This is a genomic window from Paeniglutamicibacter kerguelensis (assembly GCF_017876535.1).
GTDB lineage: Bacteria > Actinomycetota > Actinomycetes > Actinomycetales > Micrococcaceae > Paeniglutamicibacter > Paeniglutamicibacter kerguelensis.
Genome location: NZ_JAGIOF010000001.1, coordinates 1741609 through 1761600, shown reverse-complemented (window position 1 = coordinate 1761600; position 19992 = coordinate 1741609). Strand labels below are relative to the sequence as shown.

General features: G+C 64.1%; 16 protein-coding genes. 12 read left to right on the top strand and 4 right to left on the bottom strand.

The window, feature by feature from the left end:
* Nucleotides 1-101 precede the first annotated feature (101 nt).
* The 3 genes from secD to JOF47_RS07990 all read left to right on the top strand — a co-directional run bounded on the left by secD (nucleotide 102) and on the right by JOF47_RS07990 (nucleotide 5298).
* Nucleotides 102-1832 (top strand): protein translocase subunit SecD, encoded by a 1731-nt coding sequence (secD, locus tag JOF47_RS08000; protein WP_209997085.1) that lies wholly within the window; start codon nucleotides 102-104, stop codon nucleotides 1830-1832.
* On the top strand, nucleotides 1825-2805 hold the full coding sequence (gene secF / locus JOF47_RS07995; protein ID WP_209997084.1) for a protein translocase subunit SecF: 981 nt from the start codon (nucleotides 1825-1827) through the stop codon (nucleotides 2803-2805). The genes secD and secF overlap by 8 nt, the downstream gene beginning before the upstream one ends.
* Nucleotides 2806-3006: 201 nt before the next feature.
* Nucleotides 3007-5298: a RelA/SpoT family protein gene (locus JOF47_RS07990; RefSeq protein WP_209997083.1), complete on the top strand. Its 2292-nt coding sequence runs from the start codon at nucleotides 3007-3009 to the stop codon at nucleotides 5296-5298.
* On the opposite strand, the gene JOF47_RS07985 is transcribed toward JOF47_RS07990, so the two are convergent.
* The 3 genes from JOF47_RS07985 to JOF47_RS07975 form a co-directional block, all read right to left on the bottom strand.
* Nucleotides 5295-6014 (bottom strand): type IV toxin-antitoxin system AbiEi family antitoxin, encoded by a 720-nt coding sequence (locus JOF47_RS07985; protein WP_209997082.1) that lies wholly within the window; start codon nucleotides 6012-6014, stop codon nucleotides 5295-5297. The genes JOF47_RS07990 and JOF47_RS07985 overlap by 4 nt on opposite strands.
* A 195-nt stretch (nucleotides 6015-6209) precedes the next feature.
* Nucleotides 6210-7676 (bottom strand): amino acid permease, encoded by a 1467-nt coding sequence (locus tag JOF47_RS07980; RefSeq protein ID WP_209997081.1) that lies wholly within the window; start codon nucleotides 7674-7676, stop codon nucleotides 6210-6212.
* 262 nt (nucleotides 7677-7938) lie between these two features.
* On the bottom strand, nucleotides 7939-9435 hold the full coding sequence (locus JOF47_RS07975) for a DUF349 domain-containing protein (RefSeq protein ID WP_209997080.1): 1497 nt from the start codon (nucleotides 9433-9435) through the stop codon (nucleotides 7939-7941).
* A 265-nt stretch (nucleotides 9436-9700) separates the two neighbouring features.
* On the opposite strand from JOF47_RS07975, the gene hisS reads away from it, so the two are divergent.
* The 5 genes from hisS to JOF47_RS07950 all read left to right on the top strand — a co-directional run bounded on the left by hisS (nucleotide 9701) and on the right by JOF47_RS07950 (nucleotide 15840).
* The gene (hisS, locus tag JOF47_RS07970; RefSeq protein ID WP_209997079.1) at nucleotides 9701-11047 is read left to right on the top strand and encodes a histidine--tRNA ligase; all 1347 of its coding nucleotides are present in this window, start codon (nucleotides 9701-9703) and stop codon (nucleotides 11045-11047) included.
* 223 nt (nucleotides 11048-11270) lie between these two features.
* Entirely contained in the window at nucleotides 11271-13067 is a 1797-nt protein-coding gene (gene aspS, locus JOF47_RS07965) for an aspartate--tRNA ligase (RefSeq protein ID WP_209997078.1), read from the top strand.
* A 1305-nt stretch (nucleotides 13068-14372) separates the two neighbouring features.
* Complete coding sequence (locus JOF47_RS07960) at nucleotides 14373-14696, top strand: PadR family transcriptional regulator (RefSeq protein WP_209997077.1); 324 nt, start codon at nucleotides 14373-14375, stop codon at nucleotides 14694-14696.
* Entirely contained in the window at nucleotides 14693-15310 is a 618-nt protein-coding gene (locus tag JOF47_RS07955) for a hypothetical protein (RefSeq protein WP_209997076.1), read from the top strand. The genes JOF47_RS07960 and JOF47_RS07955 overlap by 4 nt, the downstream gene beginning before the upstream one ends.
* 11 nt (nucleotides 15311-15321) lie before the next feature.
* A complete protein-coding gene (locus JOF47_RS07950; RefSeq protein ID WP_209997075.1) occupies nucleotides 15322-15840 on the top strand; it encodes a hypothetical protein in 519 nt (172 codons plus the stop codon).
* Between the two features lie 15 nt (nucleotides 15841-15855).
* Here JOF47_RS07950 and dtd read toward each other — a convergent pair whose 3' ends face one another.
* A complete protein-coding gene (dtd, locus tag JOF47_RS07945; RefSeq protein WP_209997074.1) occupies nucleotides 15856-16296 on the bottom strand; it encodes a D-aminoacyl-tRNA deacylase in 441 nt (146 codons plus the stop codon).
* Between dtd and JOF47_RS07940 the strand changes: the two genes are divergently transcribed.
* The 4 genes from JOF47_RS07940 to JOF47_RS07925 all read left to right on the top strand — a co-directional run bounded on the left by JOF47_RS07940 (nucleotide 16295) and on the right by JOF47_RS07925 (nucleotide 19987).
* The gene (locus tag JOF47_RS07940; protein WP_209997073.1) at nucleotides 16295-16552 is read left to right on the top strand and encodes a hypothetical protein; all 258 of its coding nucleotides are present in this window, start codon (nucleotides 16295-16297) and stop codon (nucleotides 16550-16552) included. The two genes, dtd and JOF47_RS07940, sit on opposite strands and share 2 nt — an antisense overlap.
* A gap of 5 nt (nucleotides 16553-16557) precedes the next feature.
* Complete coding sequence (locus JOF47_RS07935) at nucleotides 16558-16923, top strand: hypothetical protein (protein WP_209997072.1); 366 nt, start codon at nucleotides 16558-16560, stop codon at nucleotides 16921-16923.
* A gap of 117 nt (nucleotides 16924-17040) precedes the next feature.
* On the top strand, nucleotides 17041-18285 hold the full coding sequence (locus tag JOF47_RS07930) for an HNH endonuclease signature motif containing protein (protein WP_209997071.1): 1245 nt from the start codon (nucleotides 17041-17043) through the stop codon (nucleotides 18283-18285).
* A 184-nt stretch (nucleotides 18286-18469) separates the two neighbouring features.
* Nucleotides 18470-19987 (top strand): replication-associated recombination protein A, encoded by a 1518-nt coding sequence (locus tag JOF47_RS07925; RefSeq protein WP_342592733.1) that lies wholly within the window; start codon nucleotides 18470-18472, stop codon nucleotides 19985-19987.
* Nucleotides 19988-19992 lie beyond the last annotated feature (5 nt).

Here is a 19992-nt window from a genome sequence, read left to right as displayed (position 1 = left end):
CCCGGGGCACTGACAAGGACCAACCGCTCCCAGTGCCCCGGGTTTTACGCGGAGTCTTCGCCCGCCATTTGATGCGGTCGCAACAATCAGAAAGCCTCACGATGTCAACTACTGGTCCGATCAAGCAGGCGCGTAAATCCCTGCTGTGGCTCGGCGTTATCTTCCTCATCTCTGCAGCCATTCTTGTCACCGGTGTGCTGAACGGGAAGACGACTTTTGCCCCGAAACTGGCCCTCGATCTCGAGGGTGGTACCCAGATGATCCTGGCGCCGCGCGTGCAGGGCGGCGCCACCGCCACGCAGGAGCAGCTGGACCAGGCCGTGGAGATCATCCGCGACCGCGTCGATGGCTCAGGTGTTTCGGAAGCTGAAATCACGACCCAGTCGGGTCGCAACGTCGTTGTCTCAATGCCGGGTGTTCCCGATGCCCGCACCCGTCAGCTGATCCAGGCCTCGGCCAACATGGAATTCCGCCCGGTCATCATCGCCGGTGGCTTCGAGGCCGTCCCCGAGGACCAGCGCACCCCGGCAGCGGATTTGCCTGAGCCGACGGAAAAGCCGAAGAACGCCTCGGACACCAACTGGATCACTCCGGAGCTGTTCAAGCAGTTTGAGGCCTACGACTGCCCTGCAGAATTGGGCAAGGGAGCGGACACCGTCCACGACCCGTCCAAGCCGATGATTTCCTGCGAGCCGGACACCGGTGCCAAGTACATCCTCGGCCCGGTCGAGGTTCCCGGCGCGAACATCGCCGATTCCTATTCGGAAATGGCTCGCTCCCAGCAGGGTGCCGTGACCGGCCAGTGGGCTGTCAACCTCGTCTTCAACGAGGAAGGCAAGAAGCAGTTCGCCGATGTCACCCAGCGCCTGGTCAGCCTGCCGGGTTCGCAGAACCAATTCGCCATCGTGCTTGACGGCACCGTGATTTCAGCACCCACGACCAATTCCGTCATCGGCGACGGCCGCGCACAGATCACCGGCAACTTCACCGAGGAAAGTGCCAAGGCGCTGGCCGACCAGTTGAAGTTCGGTGCCTTGCCGATCAGCTTCGAGATCCAGTCGGACCAGCGAATCTCCGCCACCCTCGGTGCGGACCAGCTCAAGAGCGGACTGATTGCCGGTTTGATCGGTTTGATCCTTGTTGGCATCTACTCGCTCTTCCAGTACCGGGCACTCGGTTTCGTGACCATCGTGTCGCTGCTGGTCTCCGGCGTCCTGACCTACATGGCCCTGGTGCTGCTTGGCTGGTCCATGAACTACCGACTGTCGCTGGCAGGCGTCGCGGGTTTGATTGTGGCCATCGGCCTGATCGCCGACTCCTTCATCGTCTACTTCGAACGCATCCGCGATGAGCTGCGCGACGGACGCCCGTTGCCTTCCGCCGTTGAAATGGGCTGGAAGCGCGCCAAACGCACCATCCTCGCGGCCAAGGCCGTGAACATCCTTGCCGCCGTCGTACTTTACATCGTGGCAGTCGGAAACGTCAAGGGATTCGCCTTCACCTTGGGCCTGACGGCAATCATCGACATCATCGTCGTCTACCTGTTCACGCACCCGGTCCTGCAGCTGCTCGCCAGGACGAAGTTCTTCGGCGAGGGACACCGTTTCTCCGGCCTGGACCCGTCGCTGCTTGGCGTCGTCCCGCTCTACCAAGGCGCGGGCAAGATCCGTAGCTTCAGCACCGAGGCCGATGCGGCCCGTGGCAAGAAGAACGCCAGTGCGGCCAAGGAAGCGGAACGTCGCCAGACCATCGCCGAACGACGCCAGGCTGCCTCCCATGGCGTGGCCACCAAGCAGGACGACAGCGCTGATAAGGATTCATCAAATGGCTAATCTCGCAACATGGGGCAATGAGCTCTACACCGGCAAGCGGTCCTACCCGTTCGTCGGCAAGCGCAAACTCTGGTTCGCCATTGCAGGCGTCTTGGTACTGCTTTCGATCCTGGTTCCGGTCGTCAAGGGCGGCTTCAACCTGGGCATCGACTTCCGCGGCGGCTCGGAATTCACCGTATCCTCCGTCGAGAAAACAGACGTCACCGTGGGCGAGCAGGCTGTGCTTGCGATCGCCGCTGACCACCACCCGAGCGTGACAAACATTGCGCCGAACACGATGCGCATCCAGACCGACAAGCTCACCGACGATCAGTCGCTGGAGGTCGCACAGGCATTGGCCAGCGCCTACGGCGTCACCGCCTCGGAAGTGACCTCGACGTTCGTCGGCCCGACCTGGGGTGCGGATGTCTCAAAGCAGGCATTGATCGGCCTGATCGTGTTCGTGGTCCTTGTGGCACTGCTGATGGCCGCATACTTCCGGACCTGGAAGATGTCGCTGGCGGCAATCATCGGCCTGCTCGCCGTTGTGATCATCACCGCCGGCATCTACGGGCTCTCCGGCTTCGAGGTAACCCCGTCGGCCGTCATCGGCTTCCTGACGATCCTCAGCTACTCGCTGTACGACACCGTCGTGGTCTTCGACAAGATCCGCGAAAACACGGCGGGCTTCGCCGACCAGCACAAGCGCAACTTCGAGGAACTGGTGAACCTGGGCATCAACCAGACCCTGGTCCGCTCGATCAACACCTCCGTGGTTGCGGTCCTGCCGGTCGCCTCGATCCTCTTCATCGGTTCCTACCTGCTGGGAGCCGGAACGTTGAAGGACCTGTCGCTGGCTTTGTTCATCGGCATCATCGTGGGCACCCTCGCCACGATCTTCATCCAAGCGCCGTTGTACGCGTGGCTGCGCCACAAGGACGCGGACGTGGTTGCACACAACAAGAAGATTGAATTGGTTCGCCAAGAAGCCTAATCATCTTCGACAAGACGGCGGGGTAGCGGATGTAATGTCCGCTACCCCGCCGTCTTGTATCAAGCGGAAGTGCTATAACCTTGCAAGAGACGTTGGTGAACCCTTTCCGCCCGGTTGCCGGGCGAGGAAGGCCTCCCCATCGCAGCGCGCGACCGCTGGTCAATCCCAGGATCGCATCATATCGAGAGGAGACACGCCCCAATGGTTGATAACCAGAGTGTCACGATGCCGGGAACCCCGGGACCGGCACCCAAGCGTGGAACGATTTCCAGGCTGGTGCGGCTGGCCGGCAGGGGCGCCAGCGCCCAACCACCGACTCTCGAGCCGCTGTTGCGCACCGTTCGCGCCCAAAACCCGAAGGCCGACCTGGATCTGCTGATCCGCGCCTACGAAGTGGCCGAGCACCACCACGAGGGCCAGAAACGCAAGAGCGGGGATCCCTACATCACCCACCCGGTGGCCGTGGCAACGATCCTCGCCGAAATGGGCATGACCGGGTCGATCCTTGCCGCCGCGCTGCTGCACGACACCGTCGAGGACACCGAGTATTCCCTCGACGCGCTGACCCGCGAATTCGGCGAGGAAATCGCCAAGCTCGTCGATGGCGTCACCAAGCTCGACAAGGTGAAGTTCGGCGAGGCCGCCCAGGCCGAGACCGTGCGCAAGATGGTCATCGCGATGTCCAAGGACATCCGCGTCCTGCTGATCAAGCTCGCCGACCGGCTGCACAACGCGCGCACCTGGCGTTACGTTTCCCCCGAATCCAGCGCCAAGAAGGCGCGCGAGACCCTCGAGATCTTCGCCCCGCTGGCCCACCGCCTGGGCATGAACACCGTCAAGTGGGAACTCGAGGACCTCTCCTTTGCGGCCCTGCACCCGAAGGTCTACGAGGAAATCGTCCGCATGGTGGGGGAGCGCACCCCCGAACGCGAGAAGTACCTGGGCACGGTGCGCAGCGCCATCGAGGAAGACCTGAACGAGGCACGCCTCAAGGCGACGATCAGCGGCCGCCCCAAGCACTACTACTCGATCTACCAAAAGATGATCGTGCGCGGCAAGGACTTCGACGACATCCACGACCTGATGGGCGTGCGCGTGCTAGTCGACTCGGTGAAGGACTGCTACGCAGCGCTCGGGCTCATGCATGCCCGTTGGACCCCGCTGCCCGGCCGGTTCAAGGACTACATCGCGCTGCCCAAGTTCAACCTCTACCAGTCGCTGCACACCACGGTGATCGGCCCCGGCGGCAAGCCCGTCGAGATCCAGATCCGCACCCACGACATGCACCTGCGGGCCGAGTACGGCGTGGCCGCCCACTTCAAGTACAAGCACGGCTCCGACGGCGTGGAAGTCAAGGCCGGACAGCAGGACATGGACTGGCTGCGCAGCCTCATGGACTGGCAAAACGAAACAAGCGACTCCAACGAGTTCCTTGACTCGCTGCGCTACGAAATCAATTCCGCCGAGGTCTTCGTTTTCACGCCCAAGGGACAGATCATGTCCCTGCCCGCCGGCTCCACCCCCGTGGACTTCGCCTACGCGGTGCACACAGACGTGGGCCACCGCACCATCGGTGCCCGGGTCAACGGCAAGTTGGTTCCGCTGAACAGCGAATTGCACCACGGTGATTTGGTCGAGGTGTTCACCTCCAAGGCCGAGGGCGCCGGGCCGAGCCAGGACTGGGCCGGTTTCGTGAAGTCGCCGCGCGCCAGGAACAAGATCCGCCAGTGGTTCACCAAGGAACGCCGCGAAGAGTCGATCGAAAAGGGCAAGGAGCAGCTGACCAAGGCGCTGCGCAAGAACAACCTGCCCCTGCAGAAACTGATGACCCACGACGTGCTCAGCGCCGTCGCCCAGGAATTGCGCCACCACGACATCGCCGCGCTCTATGCGGCCGTCGGGGACGGACACGTCTCGGCACAGAACGTCATCGAGCACCTCACGGCCATGGTCGGTGGCGACAGCACCACGGTAGAGGCCGCGCTCGAGGAAACCCCGATCTACGCGGTGCCGGGGCGCCTGGCGAATTCCGATGCCGGCGTGGTGGTCCAGGGTGCCGGAGAGGTGCTGGCCAAGCTGGCGCGTTGCTGCACCCCGGTGCCGCCGGACCCGATCCGCGGATTCGTCACGCGCGGCGCGGGAGTCTCGGTGCACCGTCTCGACTGCGTGAACCTCAAGCAGCTGGAACTGCAGCCGGACCGTCTGGTCCAGGTGCAGTGGGCGCCCACCAAGTCTAGCGTGTTCCTTGTCGAAATCCAGGTGGAGGCGCTTGACCGCAAGTCGCTGCTCTCGGACGTGACCAAGGTGCTCTCGGACAACCACGTGAACATCCTGGCAGCTAGCGTGAACACCTCGCGCGACAGGGTGGCGTTCTCCCGCTTCGCCTTTGAGATGGGCGACCCGAAGTACCTGAACCACGTGCTGAACGCCGTGCGGCGCATCGACGGCGTCTACGACGTCTACCGCACCACCGGCGGGCACAGGCGTTCCTAGCCCGCCGGATCCACGCCTGTCCGCGGCCCGTCCGGTGGTTCTTCCATGAGCCGCCGGATGATGGCCAGGGCCCGGAGGCGTCCGGGGCGGCGCACCGAGGATTCGACCTGCTCGAGCATCTTGGGATAGCCGCAGCGAAGCCGCGCCGAACCGTGGATGCGGCGCAGGATGGCAAAAGCCTGCTCCAGCTCGCTGTTGAAGGCGACATCCATGGCGGTGCGCAGCGGCGAGGTGACGTTGACCCCGCCAAGCGTGCAGATCTGTTCCTCGTCGATGAGTCCCTCGCTCATGCGCAGCATCATCCGCGCCGTCGGCGGGCAGGGCCGGTGGTAGCGCGGGACGACGACCTCCAATTCCCCCGGCATCGGTGCGCAACCGTATACCCACGCCGCGGTGCGGCGGCACAGGGCGCTCTGCTGCCCCAGGTGTTCGGCCGCCACAACCGCCGCAACCTGGGCGCGGCTCGAGGACGTGTCGGAGACGACCGTTGAAACATAGGCGCCCGGCAGAACCTCGCGGAGCACGCCGTGCAACCGCATGGCCTGGAGCTCGTTGAGCGTGAATGGTTCGTCCACCAAGGAAACGTGCGGGCCCAAGGGACCGGGCTGGGGCGACGGGCCGGTGGTGCGTGGTATTGCCGTGGGATCGATCGTGTCCGTAGCGGCAGGGGACTGCCCTGGCCCGGCGATGCCTGCGCGAGTGGGTGTGCTTTGCATGCATACAGCTTCACAGCCCACGGGACCTGCCGGGAAGGCATCGGGCGGATTGTGGATAACAGTGCCGCAGGGTCGGCAGGATCGGATTCCTGCCGACCCTGCGGCCGGTCTTCCATATATGGCAGCGCGATGGGCGCCGTACGCCCGGTGGCCGGACCGGCTTTCCGGAGCCAGCCACCGAGGGCCTGCGGAGCGTCATTTCGGGCCGGGCTGCGGGTCCGGGGTGTCTTCGAGTTCGGCGTGCCTGGGGCTGTCCGGGTTCATCAGCGAGTGCTTCCGGCCATAGACGAAGTAGATGACCAAGCCGATCACCAGCCATACCACGAAGCGCAGATGCGTGTCCCAGGAGAGCTGCCAGATCAGGAGCAACGAGAACAACGCACCGATCGCGGGGACCACGGGCATGAAGGGCAGCCGGAACGTGCGCGGGGCCTCCGGCTTGGTGTACCGGAACACGATCACCGCAACGCAGACCACGACGAACGCGGCCAGGATGCCGATGTTCGTCAGGTCCGCCACCAGGCGGATGGGGAAGACCCCGGCCAGGAAGGCCGCACCGAGACCGGCAATCCACGTCACGCGCTTGGGCGTGCCGCGGCGGTCCACCTTGGAGAACCACTTGGGCAGCAGGCCGTCCCGGCTCATGGAGAACCAGACGCGGCTGACGCCGAGCAGGAACGTGAGCATCACCGTCAGGATCGACACCACGGCGAACACGGAAATGATGCTGGCCACCACGGGCAGCCCGACACCGGTGAAGGCGGAAGCGAACCCGGCGGTGGGGTCGATGGCCGTGTAATTCTGCATGCCGGTCAGCACCAGGGTGGCGGCAACGTAGAGTACCATGGCAACCACCAGAGAGTAGATGATGGCCTTGGGCATGTGCTTCTTGCCGTCCGTGGCCTCCTCGGCGGCGGTGCTCATGGCATCGTAGCCGAACACCGCAAAGAAGACGGTGGCCGCGCCGGTGAGTACCGGGCCGAAGCCGCTGGGCATGAACGGGTCGTAGTTGTTGGTGTCGATGTAGAAGATGCCCAGCCCGATGATGAACAGGATCAAGAGGATCTTGATGCCCACGGCCACCAGCTCGAACCTGCCAAACGCCTTGGTGCCCCGGCCGAGGATCCAGGTGACCAGCAGGCACACTAGGATGGCTGGCAAGTTGACCACGCCGCCGCTGTCCGCGGTGGCGGAAATACTGTCTGGAAGTTGGACGCCGAATCCGCCAAGGAAGGCGTTGATGTAACCGGAGATGCCGATGGCGACGACCGCAACGATCGCAATGTACTCCAGCAACAGGTCCCAGCCGATAAACCAGCCGATCAGCTCCCCGAGGGCGACGTACCCGTAGGTGTAGGCGGACCCGGCACGCGGGATCATGCCGGCGAATTCCGCGTAGGACAGGGCCGCGGCGGCCGAGGCCAACCCCGCGATGAGGAAGGAGAACAACACGGCTGGCCCCACGCCGGGATGGGTTTCATCCCCGTGTGCCACGAGCCCGGCGAGGGAGAAGATGCCGACGCCGATGATGCCGCCGACGCCGATGGCTGTCAATTGCCACAGGCCCAACGACTTTTGCAGTCCGCTCTTTTTGCTTTCCAATTCCATCTCGGCGATTGGCTTGCGCCGCCAGACTGACTGTTTGTTTGGCTGGGTACTCATGCGGGGGCCTCCTGACTGGATGGCGGTGTCCGGACAGTGTGGCTCGGCGCCCGGGAGCACCATCAGGTGATGATAACCAAATGTCCCTTCAGTATGCGATCCGCGATCGGCGATGAAAAGGGATTTCTCGCGATCCGCCCTGGTTGTCCCGCCGGCCTGCATCCGGGAGCAACGCCGAGGGGCCCCGATCCAGGTGGATCGGGGCCCCTCGGTTGGTTGGCCATGTCGGTCCACGCACCGCGGGCGGGCGTGGATCTGGCTGCTACTGGAAGTCGGCTGCGGACTTCTGCAGGGTTTCGAGCCACAGGCGACGGGCGTCCAGGGCTTCCTGGGCCGAGCGGATCTTGGACTCGACGCCCTTGGCCTGGGCCTTCGCCAGGTCCTCTTCAAGACCGGCGATCGCGTCCTCAAGCTGGGTCAGCATCGAGTTCGAGCGGGCCTTGGTCTCCGGGTTGGAACGACGCCACTGGTCGTCTTCGGCCGAGCGAACGGCGTCCTCGACCTGGCGCAGCGAAGATTCAACACGCTGCATGTCGGCGCGCGGAACCTTGCCGGCTGCTTCCCAGCGGTCGCGGATGGACTCCAGCAACTTCTTGGTTGCAGCCAGGTCCTTGATCGGCAACAGGGCCTTTGCCTCGACGAGCAGGGCCTCCTTGACGACCAGGTTGGCACCGTACTCTTCGTCGATGGCGGCGTTGGCGTTCTGGCGGGCCTCGAAGAAGACGTCCTGGGCGGCGCGGAAGCGTGCCCACAGTGCGTCGTCGTCCTTGCGGGAGGCGCGCTTGGAGGACTTCCACTCGTCCATCAGGCGGCGGTATTCCCCGGCGGTTGCTCCCCAGTCGGTGGACTGTGCGAGTTCCTCGGCGCGGGCAATCAACGCTTCCTTGGTGCGCTTGGCATCGGCGTTGGTCGCATCGAGCTGCGAGAAGTAGGCGCGGCGGTGGCGGTCGAAGGTGGTGCGGGCTCCGCGGAAGCGCTTCCACAGGGCATCTTCGGTGGAGCGGCCCAGGCGGACGCCGGACTTCTGGGCGTTCTTCCACGCATCGAACAGGTCGTTCATGCGGTTCGAGCCCTGCTTCCACTGGACCGTGGTCGGGTCCAGTGCGGCCAGTTCTTCGGCCTCGTTCACGATGGCCTCGCGGGCAGCAAGCTCGGTGGCACGCAGTTCCTCGTTGGCCTTGCGCTCGGTGGCGACCAGTTCGGCCACGGCAACGCGTGCGGTTTCGATGCGGGCTTCCAGGGCTGCGATGTCGCCGACCATGGCACGCTCGGCAACGGTTGCTGCCAGGTGGTCAAGGGTCTTGTTCATGTCCGAGCTCGGCGCCTTGGCCGCAACGCGCTGCTCGAGCAGCAACAGGGCCGAGACGACCTCGTCGTGCTTGCGCACGAAGTAGGCTAGGGCCTCGTCGGCCGTTGCATCGGGGTACTGGCCCACCGGGTGCTCGGCACCGTCGATAAGCAGGAATACGTGTCCGTCCTCGGAAACACGGCCGAACTTAGCGGCTTCTTCCAGCGGCGTGGTGAACGTCGGGGGAGCCTGAATGGCGGCTGCCTTCTTCGCGGGGGCGCCCTTGGCGCCCGGGCGTGGAACCGCGGCGGGTGCCGGGGTCGGTACCGGAGCGGCCGGGGCTGCAGGGGCCTCGGGCTGCGCCGCCGGCGCCTCCTCTACCGCCGGCTCAACCGGGGTTGCCTCGTTCTGCTGCTCTTCGGCCACGATTGCTGGCTGGAGATTGTCGTCGGATTGCTGACTGGTGGTCACCGCTGAAACTCTTTCGCTAAGGATCGGCCCCGGAATTTGCGCCGGGACTCAACTGTCACCGCCACTTTACCCGCGTTGGCACGGCCGCAGGTACTCTTCGGCGAAAATTGAAGCAACTGGTCCCGCGGTTTCGCCATCGGCGCACCCGCGGCGCGACTAGACTTGTTCTCTGTGTGCATCCACGCCACGCCGCAGCCCGAGCTGCACGGCGGCACCGCACGCCACAAGTTCCACACCCCGATTTGACTCAAGGAGCACCCACTTCATGGCACGCAAGGCCTCACTATCCGGCTTCCCCGAATGGCTCCCGCAGGAGCGCGCGGTGGAGCAGCATGTACTGGACACGCTGCGCCGGATCTTCGAGCTCCACGGGTTCGCAAACATCGAGACCCGCGCCGTGGAAACCGTCGGCCAGCTCCTGCGCAAGGGCGAGATCGACAAGGAAGTGTACGGGCTCTCCCGCCTGGCGGCCGAGGAATCGGCGAAGAACGACCCCAACGCGCTGGCCCTGCACTTCGACCTGACCGTGCCCTTCGCCCGCTACGTGGTGGAGAACGCCGGGCACCTGGCCTTCCCGTTCCGCCGTTACCAGATGCAGAAGGTCTGGCGCGGCGAACGCCCGCAGGACGGCCGCTTCCGCGAATTCACCCAAGCCGACATCGACGTGGTCGGCGACGGCGAACTGCCGTTCCGCTACGACGTCGAACTGGCACTGGTCATTGCCGAGGCGCTTTCCGCACTGCCGATCGGGGACTTCCGCCTGCGCGTTAACAACCGCAAGCTTGCCGAGGGCTTCTACCTGGGCCTGGGGCTGACGGACACCGCCGGCGTGTTGCGCTCCATCGACAAGCTGGAGAAGATCGGGGCCGAGAAGGTCGCTGAACTGCTCAAGACCGAGCTCGGCGCCACCGACGAGCAGGCCGCCGCGGCCCTGTCCCTGGCGCAGATCTGCACCCAGGACACCTCCTTCGTGGAACAGGTCCGCGCCCTGGGCGTCGCCCACCCGCTCATGGAGGAGGGCCTGGACGAACTGCGCCAGGTCATCGAGGCCGCGGTGCTGCGCGCCCCGGGCAAGGTCGTCGCCGACATGTCGATCGCCCGCGGCCTGGACTACTACACCGGCACCGTCTACGAGACCGTCCTGGTGGGCCACGAGTCGCTCGGGTCGATCTGTTCCGGCGGCCGCTACGAATCGCTTGCCTCCACCGGCAAGAAGAACTACCCGGGCGTCGGCCTGTCGATCGGCGTGACCCGCCTGGTCTCGCGCTTGCTCGCCGAGAACAGCGTTGTTGCCGCCCGCTCGGTGCCAAGCGCCGTGCTTGTCACCCTGGCCAACGACGGCTCCTGGAACGACGCCCAAGATGTGGCCGCCGCGCTGCGCTCCCGTGGCATCGCCTGCGAGGTCGCGGCCAAGGCCGAGAAGTTCGGCAAGCAGATCAAGTACGCGGACAAGCGCGGCATCCCGTTTGTCTGGTTCACCGCCGAGGACGGCACTCACGAGGTCAAGGACATCCGCACCGGCGCCCAGGAACCGGCCGATCCGTCCGTGTGGAGCCCCGCGGCGCAGGACCTTGCCAACATGGTCGGCGCCCCCGTGCCGGCCTCTGCGTAGGCACTGCCTCCCAACGCGCCGCAACGGGTGCATGTCGGCGGGCCGGGCTTAGGCCCGCCGACGTGACTCGGCGCACACCGGGCGCGGTTCCGTGGTTGGCATCGGCCGCGTGCCGGTAAACTCGCACATAGATTCTTCACATCCGCACCCCCGCTGATCCCGCGCCACCGGCGCGCGTCACCGGGGTCCCTGCGCAATCCGCACCCTTCTGGAAAGGAATGCAGTGCTACGCACTCATCAGCTCGGCACCTTGAACGCCGAGAACATCGGAGAAACCGTCACCCTCACCGGTTGGGTGGCCCGCCGCCGCGACCACGGTGGTGTCGCCTTCCTTGACCTGCGCGACGCCTCCGGCTTCGCCCAGATCGTGGTGCGCGATGAGGAAGACTTCCACCCGCTGCGCAACGAATTCGTCCTGCAGATCACCGGCAAGGTCGAACGCCGCCCCGAGGGCAACGAGAACCCCGCGCTGGCCACCGGCGAGATCGAGGTCATCGCTGACAAGGTAGTGGTGCTGAACACCGCCGCGCCGCTGCCGTTCCAGGTCGACGAGCACGTCGAGGTCGGCGAGGAGGCGCGCCTGCGCCACCGCTACCTGGACCTGCGCCGCCCCACCCCGAACCGCAACATCCGCTTGCGCTCCGAGGCCAACCGCATCGCCCGCAACCTGCTGCACGACCAGGGTTACTGCGAGATCGAGACCCCGACGCTGACCCGCTCCACCCCGGAAGGCGCCCGCGACTTCCTGGTGCCGGCACGACTGTCCCCGGGTTCCTGGTACGCGCTTCCGCAGTCCCCGCAGCTGTTCAAGCAGCTCTTGCAGGTCGGCGGCTTCGAGAAGTACTACCAGATCGCCCGCTGCTACCGCGACGAGGACTTCCGCGCCGACCGCCAGCCGGAATTCACCCAGCTGGACATCGAGGCATCGTTCGTCGAGCAGGATGACATCATCGAGCTCGGCGAGGCCCTGGTGAAGGAACTCTGGAAGCTGATCGACGTCGAGATCCCGACCCCGATCGCCCGCATCACATACCACGAGGCCATGGCCAAGTACGGTTCGGACAAGCCGGACCTGCGCTTCGGCCTCGAGCTGACCGACATGACCGAGTTCTTCAAGGACACCGAGTTCGGCGTCTTCAAGGCCCCGCACGTCGGTGCCGTGGTCATGCCCGGCGGCGCCACCCAGCCCCGCCGCACCCTGGACGGCTGGCAGGAATTCGCCAAGCAGCGCGGCGCCAAGGGCCTTGCCTACGTGCTGTACAAGCAAGACGGCGAACTGGCCGGCCCGGTTGCCAAGAACCTCACCGACGTTGAGCGCGCCGGCCTGGCCGAGGCCACCGGCGCCAAGCCCGGCGACTGCATCTTCTTCGCCGCCGGAACCCAGACCGAGGCCCGCGCGCTGCTCGGCGCTGCCCGTGTTGAGATCGGCCACCGCACCGGCTTGATCAAGGATGGCGACTGGGCATTTGTCTGGGTTGTCGATGCCCCGATGTTCGAGCCCGCCGCGGCGGCCGTCGCCTCGGGCGACGTGGCAGTGGGAACCGGCGCCTGGACCGCCGTGCACCACGCGTTCACCTCCCCGAAGCCCGAGTTCTTTGACACCTTCGACACCGACCCGGAAAGCGCGCTCTCCTACGCCTACGACATCGTCTGCAACGGCAACGAAATCGGTGGCGGTTCCATACGTATCCACCAGCGCGACATGCAGGAGCGGGTTTTCAACCTGATGGGACTGGACAAGCAGTCCGCCGAGTCCAAGTTCGGCTTCCTGCTTGAGGGCTTCAAGTACGGCGCCCCGCCGCACGGCGGAATCGCCCTGGGCTGGGACCGCGTGCTCCAGCTGCTTACCGGTTCCGACTCGATCCGCGACGTCATCGCCTTCCCGAAGACCGGCGGCGGATTCGATCCGCTGACCGCTGCCCCGGCACCTATCACGCCGCAGCAGCGCAAGGAAGCCGGCGTCGACGCGAAGCCGGAAGCCAAGAAGGCCGAAACCAATGAGCCGGGCGAGGCCAAGTAGCCTCCACGACCTGGCTTGACCCCGCGGGGCGGGGGAGGAGCACTGATCCACACGGATCGGCGTTCTTCCCCCGCCCCGCGGCGTTTAACGAGCCCGTGAACAACTTCAAGCCCGGGATAATCCAGGGCTTGAAGTTGGGTGGCGTCCGTTCCGGGGGGGGGGGGGGGGGGGGGGGGCTGCAGGACGCGGTTCCTGGGCAGGAGAGTACTGCGGCGGGAAAACAACAGGAAGAAGTGGGTTTCATGCGGGCGGGGCTCGAAATCAACCGGGCTGATGCAAGGGGCCCATTCGCGCCGCGGGGAGCCGTACGAAAGACCGCAACAGTTTGGTGGATAACTATGGAACCATATGTTACCTAGATAAAATTTTGACTTAGTCCGAATTTTTGCGACGTACGTCAGGCAATCAACGCACGCCCAAAGAAGCGCCTTGATCCACGCCCTATTTGCCCAGCTCTCGCATTTGCCGTGTGTCCCTGATGTAGCAGGCCCCGGCTGCCTTTCGCCGGGGGAGGGGGCGCCTGATTGAGGGAGAGCGGTTCCCTCGACGCTCCGGCGGGATTGGACGCCGCCGGAGCGTCGGGGGAACGCGTTGGGAAGCGATGCATGTGGCTCAGCGTCGGTAGGCAATTTGGGACGTGCTGCGGCACGGGGCTGGACTGTAGAAGGCTCCGCCGGAACCGCATGGCGGTACCGCGCGACTTCTCATGCCTGCGCACAGCCGGGACGCCCCTTCCAGCGACTGCCCTCTCTGACTGTTGCGGGTGCGGCGGGACAGTATTGGCAACGGCGATGGCCCAGGGGCCCGGAGAAGACCAGCTGTTGTGGAGTCACGGTATCCGTTGGTGTCATGAAGCCTTGTACTTAGCGACGCGCGGGCACGCGGCGAGCAGGTACTGGGGGCACTGTATTCGGGGGAGCGGAACCGCCACGGACCGATCTGGTTCCCTGTGTGGCATACCCAGCAGTAACTAGCGTTCACGGAACCGCGTGGCAACGCTGCGCTGGATGAATCAAGTCAGGAGAGCCCTTCCCGGACCTGCCACCCGCCAGAAGTCTAGGGCGTACGACTGAAGAACATCCAAAATTGCACCACAAACGGCGTATATATATGTGGATATCCTTGCTACAATTTATTATCTAGATAAATTTTTTACTTAGTCCGGATTTTCGCGACTTACGTCAGGCAAACACACCCACCACCAAAGAGAGGCAAAGACATGCACCCTTTTGTTGGCCGATTGCGTCGTCGGCAATGTCCCGCAATGAGCACCATCAGCCGTACGATACCGGGGGAGTGGACCCAATGATCGAAGAGAAGAAGTTCCCCAGCAGCTGGCAGCGCGCAATGCTTCCCATGAGCCTGTTGGATGCGCTTGAGGCCGGCCCGAACCACGGGTACGCGCTGGCGCAGGCGCTCGAAGGGCGCGGTTTCTCACCCATCAAGGGATCGACGCTCTATCCGGCGTTGGTGAAGCTGGAGGCAGCGGGCCTATTGGACAGCACCTGGGAAGACGGGGACGGGGCGCCAGGACGAAAGGTTTACACCCTTACCGGATCCGGGCGCGGCCACTTGGCGGCGCAACGCGAATTGTGGTTCTTTTTCAAGGATGCGGTTCTGCGCAAATGACAACTCACCCGCGGAAGAAGACCATGAAGCGACCAAAAGGCAAAGCTGGCCCATGGCAGGCCGAAGCCGATTCCTGGCCCGAGGAGCATCGCGAGTGGGCGGTGGAAGCTGCCGTCACCATGATCTTTTCAGGTGCCGATGAGGCAGTAGTCGCCCCGGCGCTGGCGGAGATACGCGAAAGTGTGGCCGCCAGCGGGCAATCGCCCACCGAATTGTTTGGCGACTCTTTCGAATACGGCCTCGCCGCCGGCAAACGGCTCCGCCCGCCGGTCGAAGTTCTCGAAAACCGACTTCCCTTTCGGAACGTGGTCGGGGGAATTTCGGTCATGCTATTTGCATTCGGCGGGATGCTGACCGTGTTGGGACCCTGGTTTGGGTTCGACGATGGATGGACCGAAGTCAGCTTCAGCGGGCCTGTCGTGTGGTTCCTCCCATTGGTGTGTGTTTTTGTAGGACTCGGCCTGTGGGGCTGGGTGTTGCGCACGCGTGGCAGGCTCAAAGCCGCATGGCTTTCATGGGCGGGAACTGTCGCGGGACTTGCCGGAATCGTCACACTAGCGGCAAATCTGGACGACGTCCCGATGCAAGGACCGCTGAACTGGATCTTCCGCTGATCGGTGTCGGGATGTTCGCTTCAGCCTTCCTGATCCCACAGCAAAAGGGGCGGTCGTTAGTCGATGACTCGACGTGGGACGACGAACGCTGGTTCAGCCATGCTGAGAACCTGCTCCGTGGCCGCTATTCATTTCCTCGAAAGCTGGCCGCCGAGACGTTGCGCAAAGCCACCGGGCATCGCAAGCTCTCTGGTGATACGGCAAGCGCCGCAGAGCAATTCGGAAATATCGAACTCTTTGTCGCTCAGCTGGCATCCGCGGCCAGCCCTCCCTTAATGCGCAGCATGATCTTGAAACGGCTGGCCATCAGTGCGGGATTGATTTTTTACGGGACAGCCATGCTGATCCCCGACCTCACCGAAGACGGAATAGGCGTCTTGGCAGTGCTCAAGGCAGCTGCGTGGATAGGCCTGGTCGTCTGGTGCGTCATGTCCTGGAGGCCAAAACGCATAGCTGCGGACATCCAAGAACGCCAAGCATCCCGGCACACAGATGCTTCCAGCCTTTCAGCTCATCAGGCCGACGACTGAGTCTCCGAAAAAGCCTCAGCCCGGCAAGTCATCCGTGTCCACAATGAGCGTGTATGGACCGGAATTCACGAGCGAAACCTCCATCATCGCCCCAAACACACCGGATTCCACGTGTGCTCCCAGCGCCCTAAGTTGCGCCATGAATTCCTCATACAACGGCTCACTCACTGCACCGGGCGCCGCGGCGGTCCATCCAGGACGACGCCCCTTGCGCACATCCCCATACAGCGTGAACTGGCTGATCACCAGCAACGGTGCGTCCAAGTCCTCGCACGATTTCTCATCGGACAGCATGCGCAAGCGCCACACCTTGGCCGCCAGCTTTGCGGCCAGTGCCGGTGTGTCTTGATGCGTCACGCCGAGCAGCACCAGCAAACCCGGCGCATCGATTTTCCCGACGACTTCTCCCTCGACTTCAACCGATGCGCGCGATACAACCTGCAAAACTGCCTTCATGACGTCCTTTGTCTTCGAAATGGGTTCGGCGGCGGTCAACGACTGCGGCCAAGAACATTGGCCAGCCCGTTTGGTTGCCATCCGTGCCCAAACCGCACGCCATCTTCGACTCTACATATTTATGTTGATCGCCTGCACCTTGGCGCAGACCGACCTTGCGTTTAATTCCCGGATTCGTGCGGGCCGAGGGGAAGTCCACTTTCCCCCACAGTTGCCGGATGGCGGCAACACGAGTGCTTCAAAAAGCGCAGAATGATGGCTATGAGCACGCAAACGAGCACGCTCCCTTCGGGGTATGCCGAACCCCGGATGCTGGGCCAGGACATGGCCGCAGCCATACTCGGACTGCGTGAACTGATGGGACGGCTGGCCACGGTGCCACTGGACGCCGCGGCCAGTGCGATCATGCTTGGCCTTCTCGAACAAGGGCACCGTGCCATCGCCTACGGCCAGCTCGTGGCTACATTTGACGCGGACGCCGCCCAGATCCACCAGCTCGACCCAGCATCGGCTCAACAAATCGATGACCTGGTTGCAGATCCGCAGTCGCTGGCCGACGGAACAGCGTACATCCCGCCCGAGATCATGTGCCAAGGCATGGCTCCACACCGCAATACCGTCGCTTAGGTCCAGGCCCACTTGCACATTTCAGTCTCGGAAGCCCGCCGTAGGCTCACAGGCGCCCGGCTGCTGCTCGCTCCCGCATCCGCACCGGAAACAGCATCGGCAACCACGGAAGATACCTTGCCGCCCAAAACCTCAACACCCAGTTACCCGGTACTGGCCGGTGCCGCCTCCGACGGCACCGCGGATGTAGGCAACCTCTCCCATTTGGCGGGACGGCTCGAGGGTATGCAGTCACGCATCACCCCGCGCCCCGACGCCCGAAACATCACCACCGCAATCGAGGAAACGCTCGTTCACGAGGCACGGACCGGTGAACCCAAATCCTGTGGCAAGGCCATGCAGGACTGGGAGGAATTCCTGGCCGACAACGGGTCGCCCATCACCGATGACGAGATCCTGGCCAAGCGCGGCATGTTCTACCGCGGTTACAGGGACGGGTGCGACGAGTTCCTGCTGCGTTGCGACCCGCTCGAGTCCGAGGTCATCCTCTCCTTCGGAGAGGCGTGGAGCAACCCGCGATCGCGAAAGATGCCTCCCGGCTCCGCATCCACTGCCGCAACCCGGAATTCTCCATCCTTCGCGACGGGAGGCGATGCCATGCTGTCACCCTCGGGCACCCCTGACTTTTGCCCTGTTGGAACACCTGCCCCCGAATGGGCCCTGACACCCGGCGCCGCAGCACGGGACATGCCCCTGAGCGAATTGGACTGTGGACTTCCTCTGCAGTGGTGCTCCCTTGAAGATGCGGCCGGCGACCCGCGCAGCTCACCGCAATTGCTGCTCGATGCAGTCATCGCGGCTTGCGCCGGTGTTCTCTCGGGTGAGGATGTCAGTGATACCGGTGGAATGCACGTCAAGATCGGCGTTCTCATCGGTTATCGAAGCCTGCTGGGAGAGATGGAAGATGCCGGGATCACCGATCACGGCCGGCCCATTTCAGCCGCAAACATCAGGCGGATGGCTTGCAACGCCGACATGTTGCCAGCGGTGTTGGCGACCAATGGGGAATTGCTCGATCTGGGACGGGAGGCACGCGGTTTCAATAAGACCCAGCGTCGCGCCCTTGCGTTGCGGGACCGGGGCTGTACGGTTCCGGGCTGCCCCAGACCTGCCGCGACCAGCGAAGCCCACCATGTAAAGCCATGGCTAGAGGGCGGTGAGACCAGTGTCAAGAATGGCGCATTGCTTTGCCTCTATCATCATCTGCAGGTGCATGCCGGACTGATCACGATGAAGATGATCGACGGCGTTCCACATCTCGTCGAGCGCGCGGGCCAGCCGCGCGGCGCCCCGGAACGCAATCTCCACTGGTATCCGGAGCTTCGCACCTCCGGATACACGTCCCCGCTGTTTTCCGACTGATCGATCAACGCGGATCCGAGTCACTCGATACGCGGATGCGGGGAAAACAAACGGGCTCGTGCCCACACCCGTTGCAGCCAACCAAATACCGCGTGTGCGTCCAGATTGGTTGGACTCCGGCTACCCAGGCCGACGAAAATGTCAGCTGGATAAAACATCAGACCGGCTGAACTAGGCTAGGGGAGTGAACGATCTTCTCAGTGCGTTGGATGACGACGAGGAAAACAACGACGAGTATGTGCGCCCCCGGGCACCCCTTGCGGTCCGAATGCGCCCGCGTTCGGTGGAAGAACTCGTTGGACAGCAGCACCTGCTCAAGCCCGGTTCCCCGTTGCGCCAGTTGGCCGGCGTCGATGGACCCGGCCCCTCTGGTCCTTCCAGCATCATCCTCTGGGGACCGCCCGGCACCGGCAAAACGACCATCGCCCACGTCATCGCCCGTGCCCCGGGACGCCGTTTCGTTGAGCTCAGCGCCATCACCGCGGGCGTGAAGGACGTGCGCCGCGTCATGGACCAGGCGCTGGAGGACCGCGACCTGCGCGGGCTCACCACGGTGCTGTTCCTCGACGAGATCCACCGCTTCAACAAGGCCCAGCAGGACGCTCTGCTCCCCGGCGTCGAAAACCGCTGGGTCGTGCTCGTCGCCGCAACAACCGAAAACCCTTCGTTCTCTGTCGTGTCGCCGCTACTCTCGCGCTCGCTGCTGCTCACGTTGCGGCCGCTGGAGGAGTCCGACGTCGCCGGGCTGATCACACGGGCCCTTGAGGACCCTCGCGGGTTCAACGACGAGTTGGTCATGGACATGACCGCGCTTGACCATCTGGTGCGCATGGCCGGGGGAGACGCGCGCCGTGCCCTCACCGCGCTGGAAGCCGCGGCAGGCGTGGCATGGAGCGCGGCTGATGCCCAGTCGCAAAATCCGGAGCCAGCCGTTACCGTCGAGCCATCTCCGGAGGATGAAACATCAGGTCAAGGGGATGGCGCTGCCGATCCTGACGCCGAGGACGCGTTGGCAGTCGGCACGGATGAGGAACCCGAAGAGGACCGGCGGATCCGCATCACCCTCGAACACACCGAACGCGCCATGGACGCCGCAGTGCAGCGCTATGACAAGGCGGGGGACCAGCACTACGACATCATCAGCGCCTTCATCAAGTCCATCCGCGGCTCCGACGTCGACGCGGCCCTGCACTACCTGGCAAAGATGCTCGAAGCCGGCGAGGATCCGCGATTCATCGCCCGAAGGATCATGATCAGCGCCTCGGAAGACATCGGCATGGCCGATCCGACCGCGCTGCAAACCGCCGTTGCCGCGGCCCAAGCCGTCCAACTCATCGGCATGCCAGAGGCCCGAATCATCCTTGGACACGCCGTGGTCCACGTGGCAACCGCACCGAAATCAAATGCCGCCTACAACGGCATCAACGAGGCTGTTGCGGATGTGCGCGCCGGCCGCGGTCGCGGCGTTCCCATGCATTTGCGCGACGCCCACTATGCAGGTGCCCAGCAATTGGGCCACGGCAAGGGCTACATCTATTCGCACGATGCCCCGCATTCGATCGCCACGCAACAGTACGCACCGGATGACCTGCAGGGCGTCGACTACTACCGCCCCACGACAAATGGAGCCGAGCGTCTCATAGGCGAACGCCTCGAGCGAATCAGGGGCATTGTTCGAGCCAAGTTCCGCGGCAAAAAATAAACCCT

Bases quoted from the DNA above. Each gene is read 5' to 3' on its own strand.
- JOF47_RS07935 (WP_209997072.1), top strand. From the start codon at position 16,558: ATGAGCACGCAAACGAGCACGCTCCCTTCGGGGTATGCCGAACCCCGG.
- secD (WP_209997085.1), top strand. From the start codon at position 102: ATGTCAACTACTGGTCCGATCAAGCAGGCGCGTAAATCCCTGCTGTGG.
- hisS (WP_209997079.1), top strand. From the start codon at position 9,701: ATGGCACGCAAGGCCTCACTATCCGGCTTCCCCGAATGGCTCCCGCAG.
- JOF47_RS07940 (WP_209997073.1), top strand. From the start codon at position 16,295: ATGACGTCCTTTGTCTTCGAAATGGGTTCGGCGGCGGTCAACGACTGC.
- JOF47_RS07960 (WP_209997077.1), top strand. From the start codon at position 14,373: ATGATCGAAGAGAAGAAGTTCCCCAGCAGCTGGCAGCGCGCAATGCTT.
- JOF47_RS07990 (WP_209997083.1), top strand. From the start codon at position 3,007: ATGGTTGATAACCAGAGTGTCACGATGCCGGGAACCCCGGGACCGGCA.
- JOF47_RS07980 (WP_209997081.1), bottom strand. From the start codon at position 7,676: ATGAGTACCCAGCCAAACAAACAGTCAGTCTGGCGGCGCAAGCCAATC.
- secF (WP_209997084.1), top strand. From the start codon at position 1,825: ATGGCTAATCTCGCAACATGGGGCAATGAGCTCTACACCGGCAAGCGG.
- JOF47_RS07955 (WP_209997076.1), top strand. From the start codon at position 14,693: ATGACAACTCACCCGCGGAAGAAGACCATGAAGCGACCAAAAGGCAAA.
- dtd (WP_209997074.1), bottom strand. From the start codon at position 16,296: ATGAAGGCAGTTTTGCAGGTTGTATCGCGCGCATCGGTTGAAGTCGAG.
- JOF47_RS07950 (WP_209997075.1), top strand. From the start codon at position 15,322: ATGTTCGCTTCAGCCTTCCTGATCCCACAGCAAAAGGGGCGGTCGTTA.
- JOF47_RS07985 (WP_209997082.1), bottom strand. From the start codon at position 6,014: ATGCAAAGCACACCCACTCGCGCAGGCATCGCCGGGCCAGGGCAGTCC.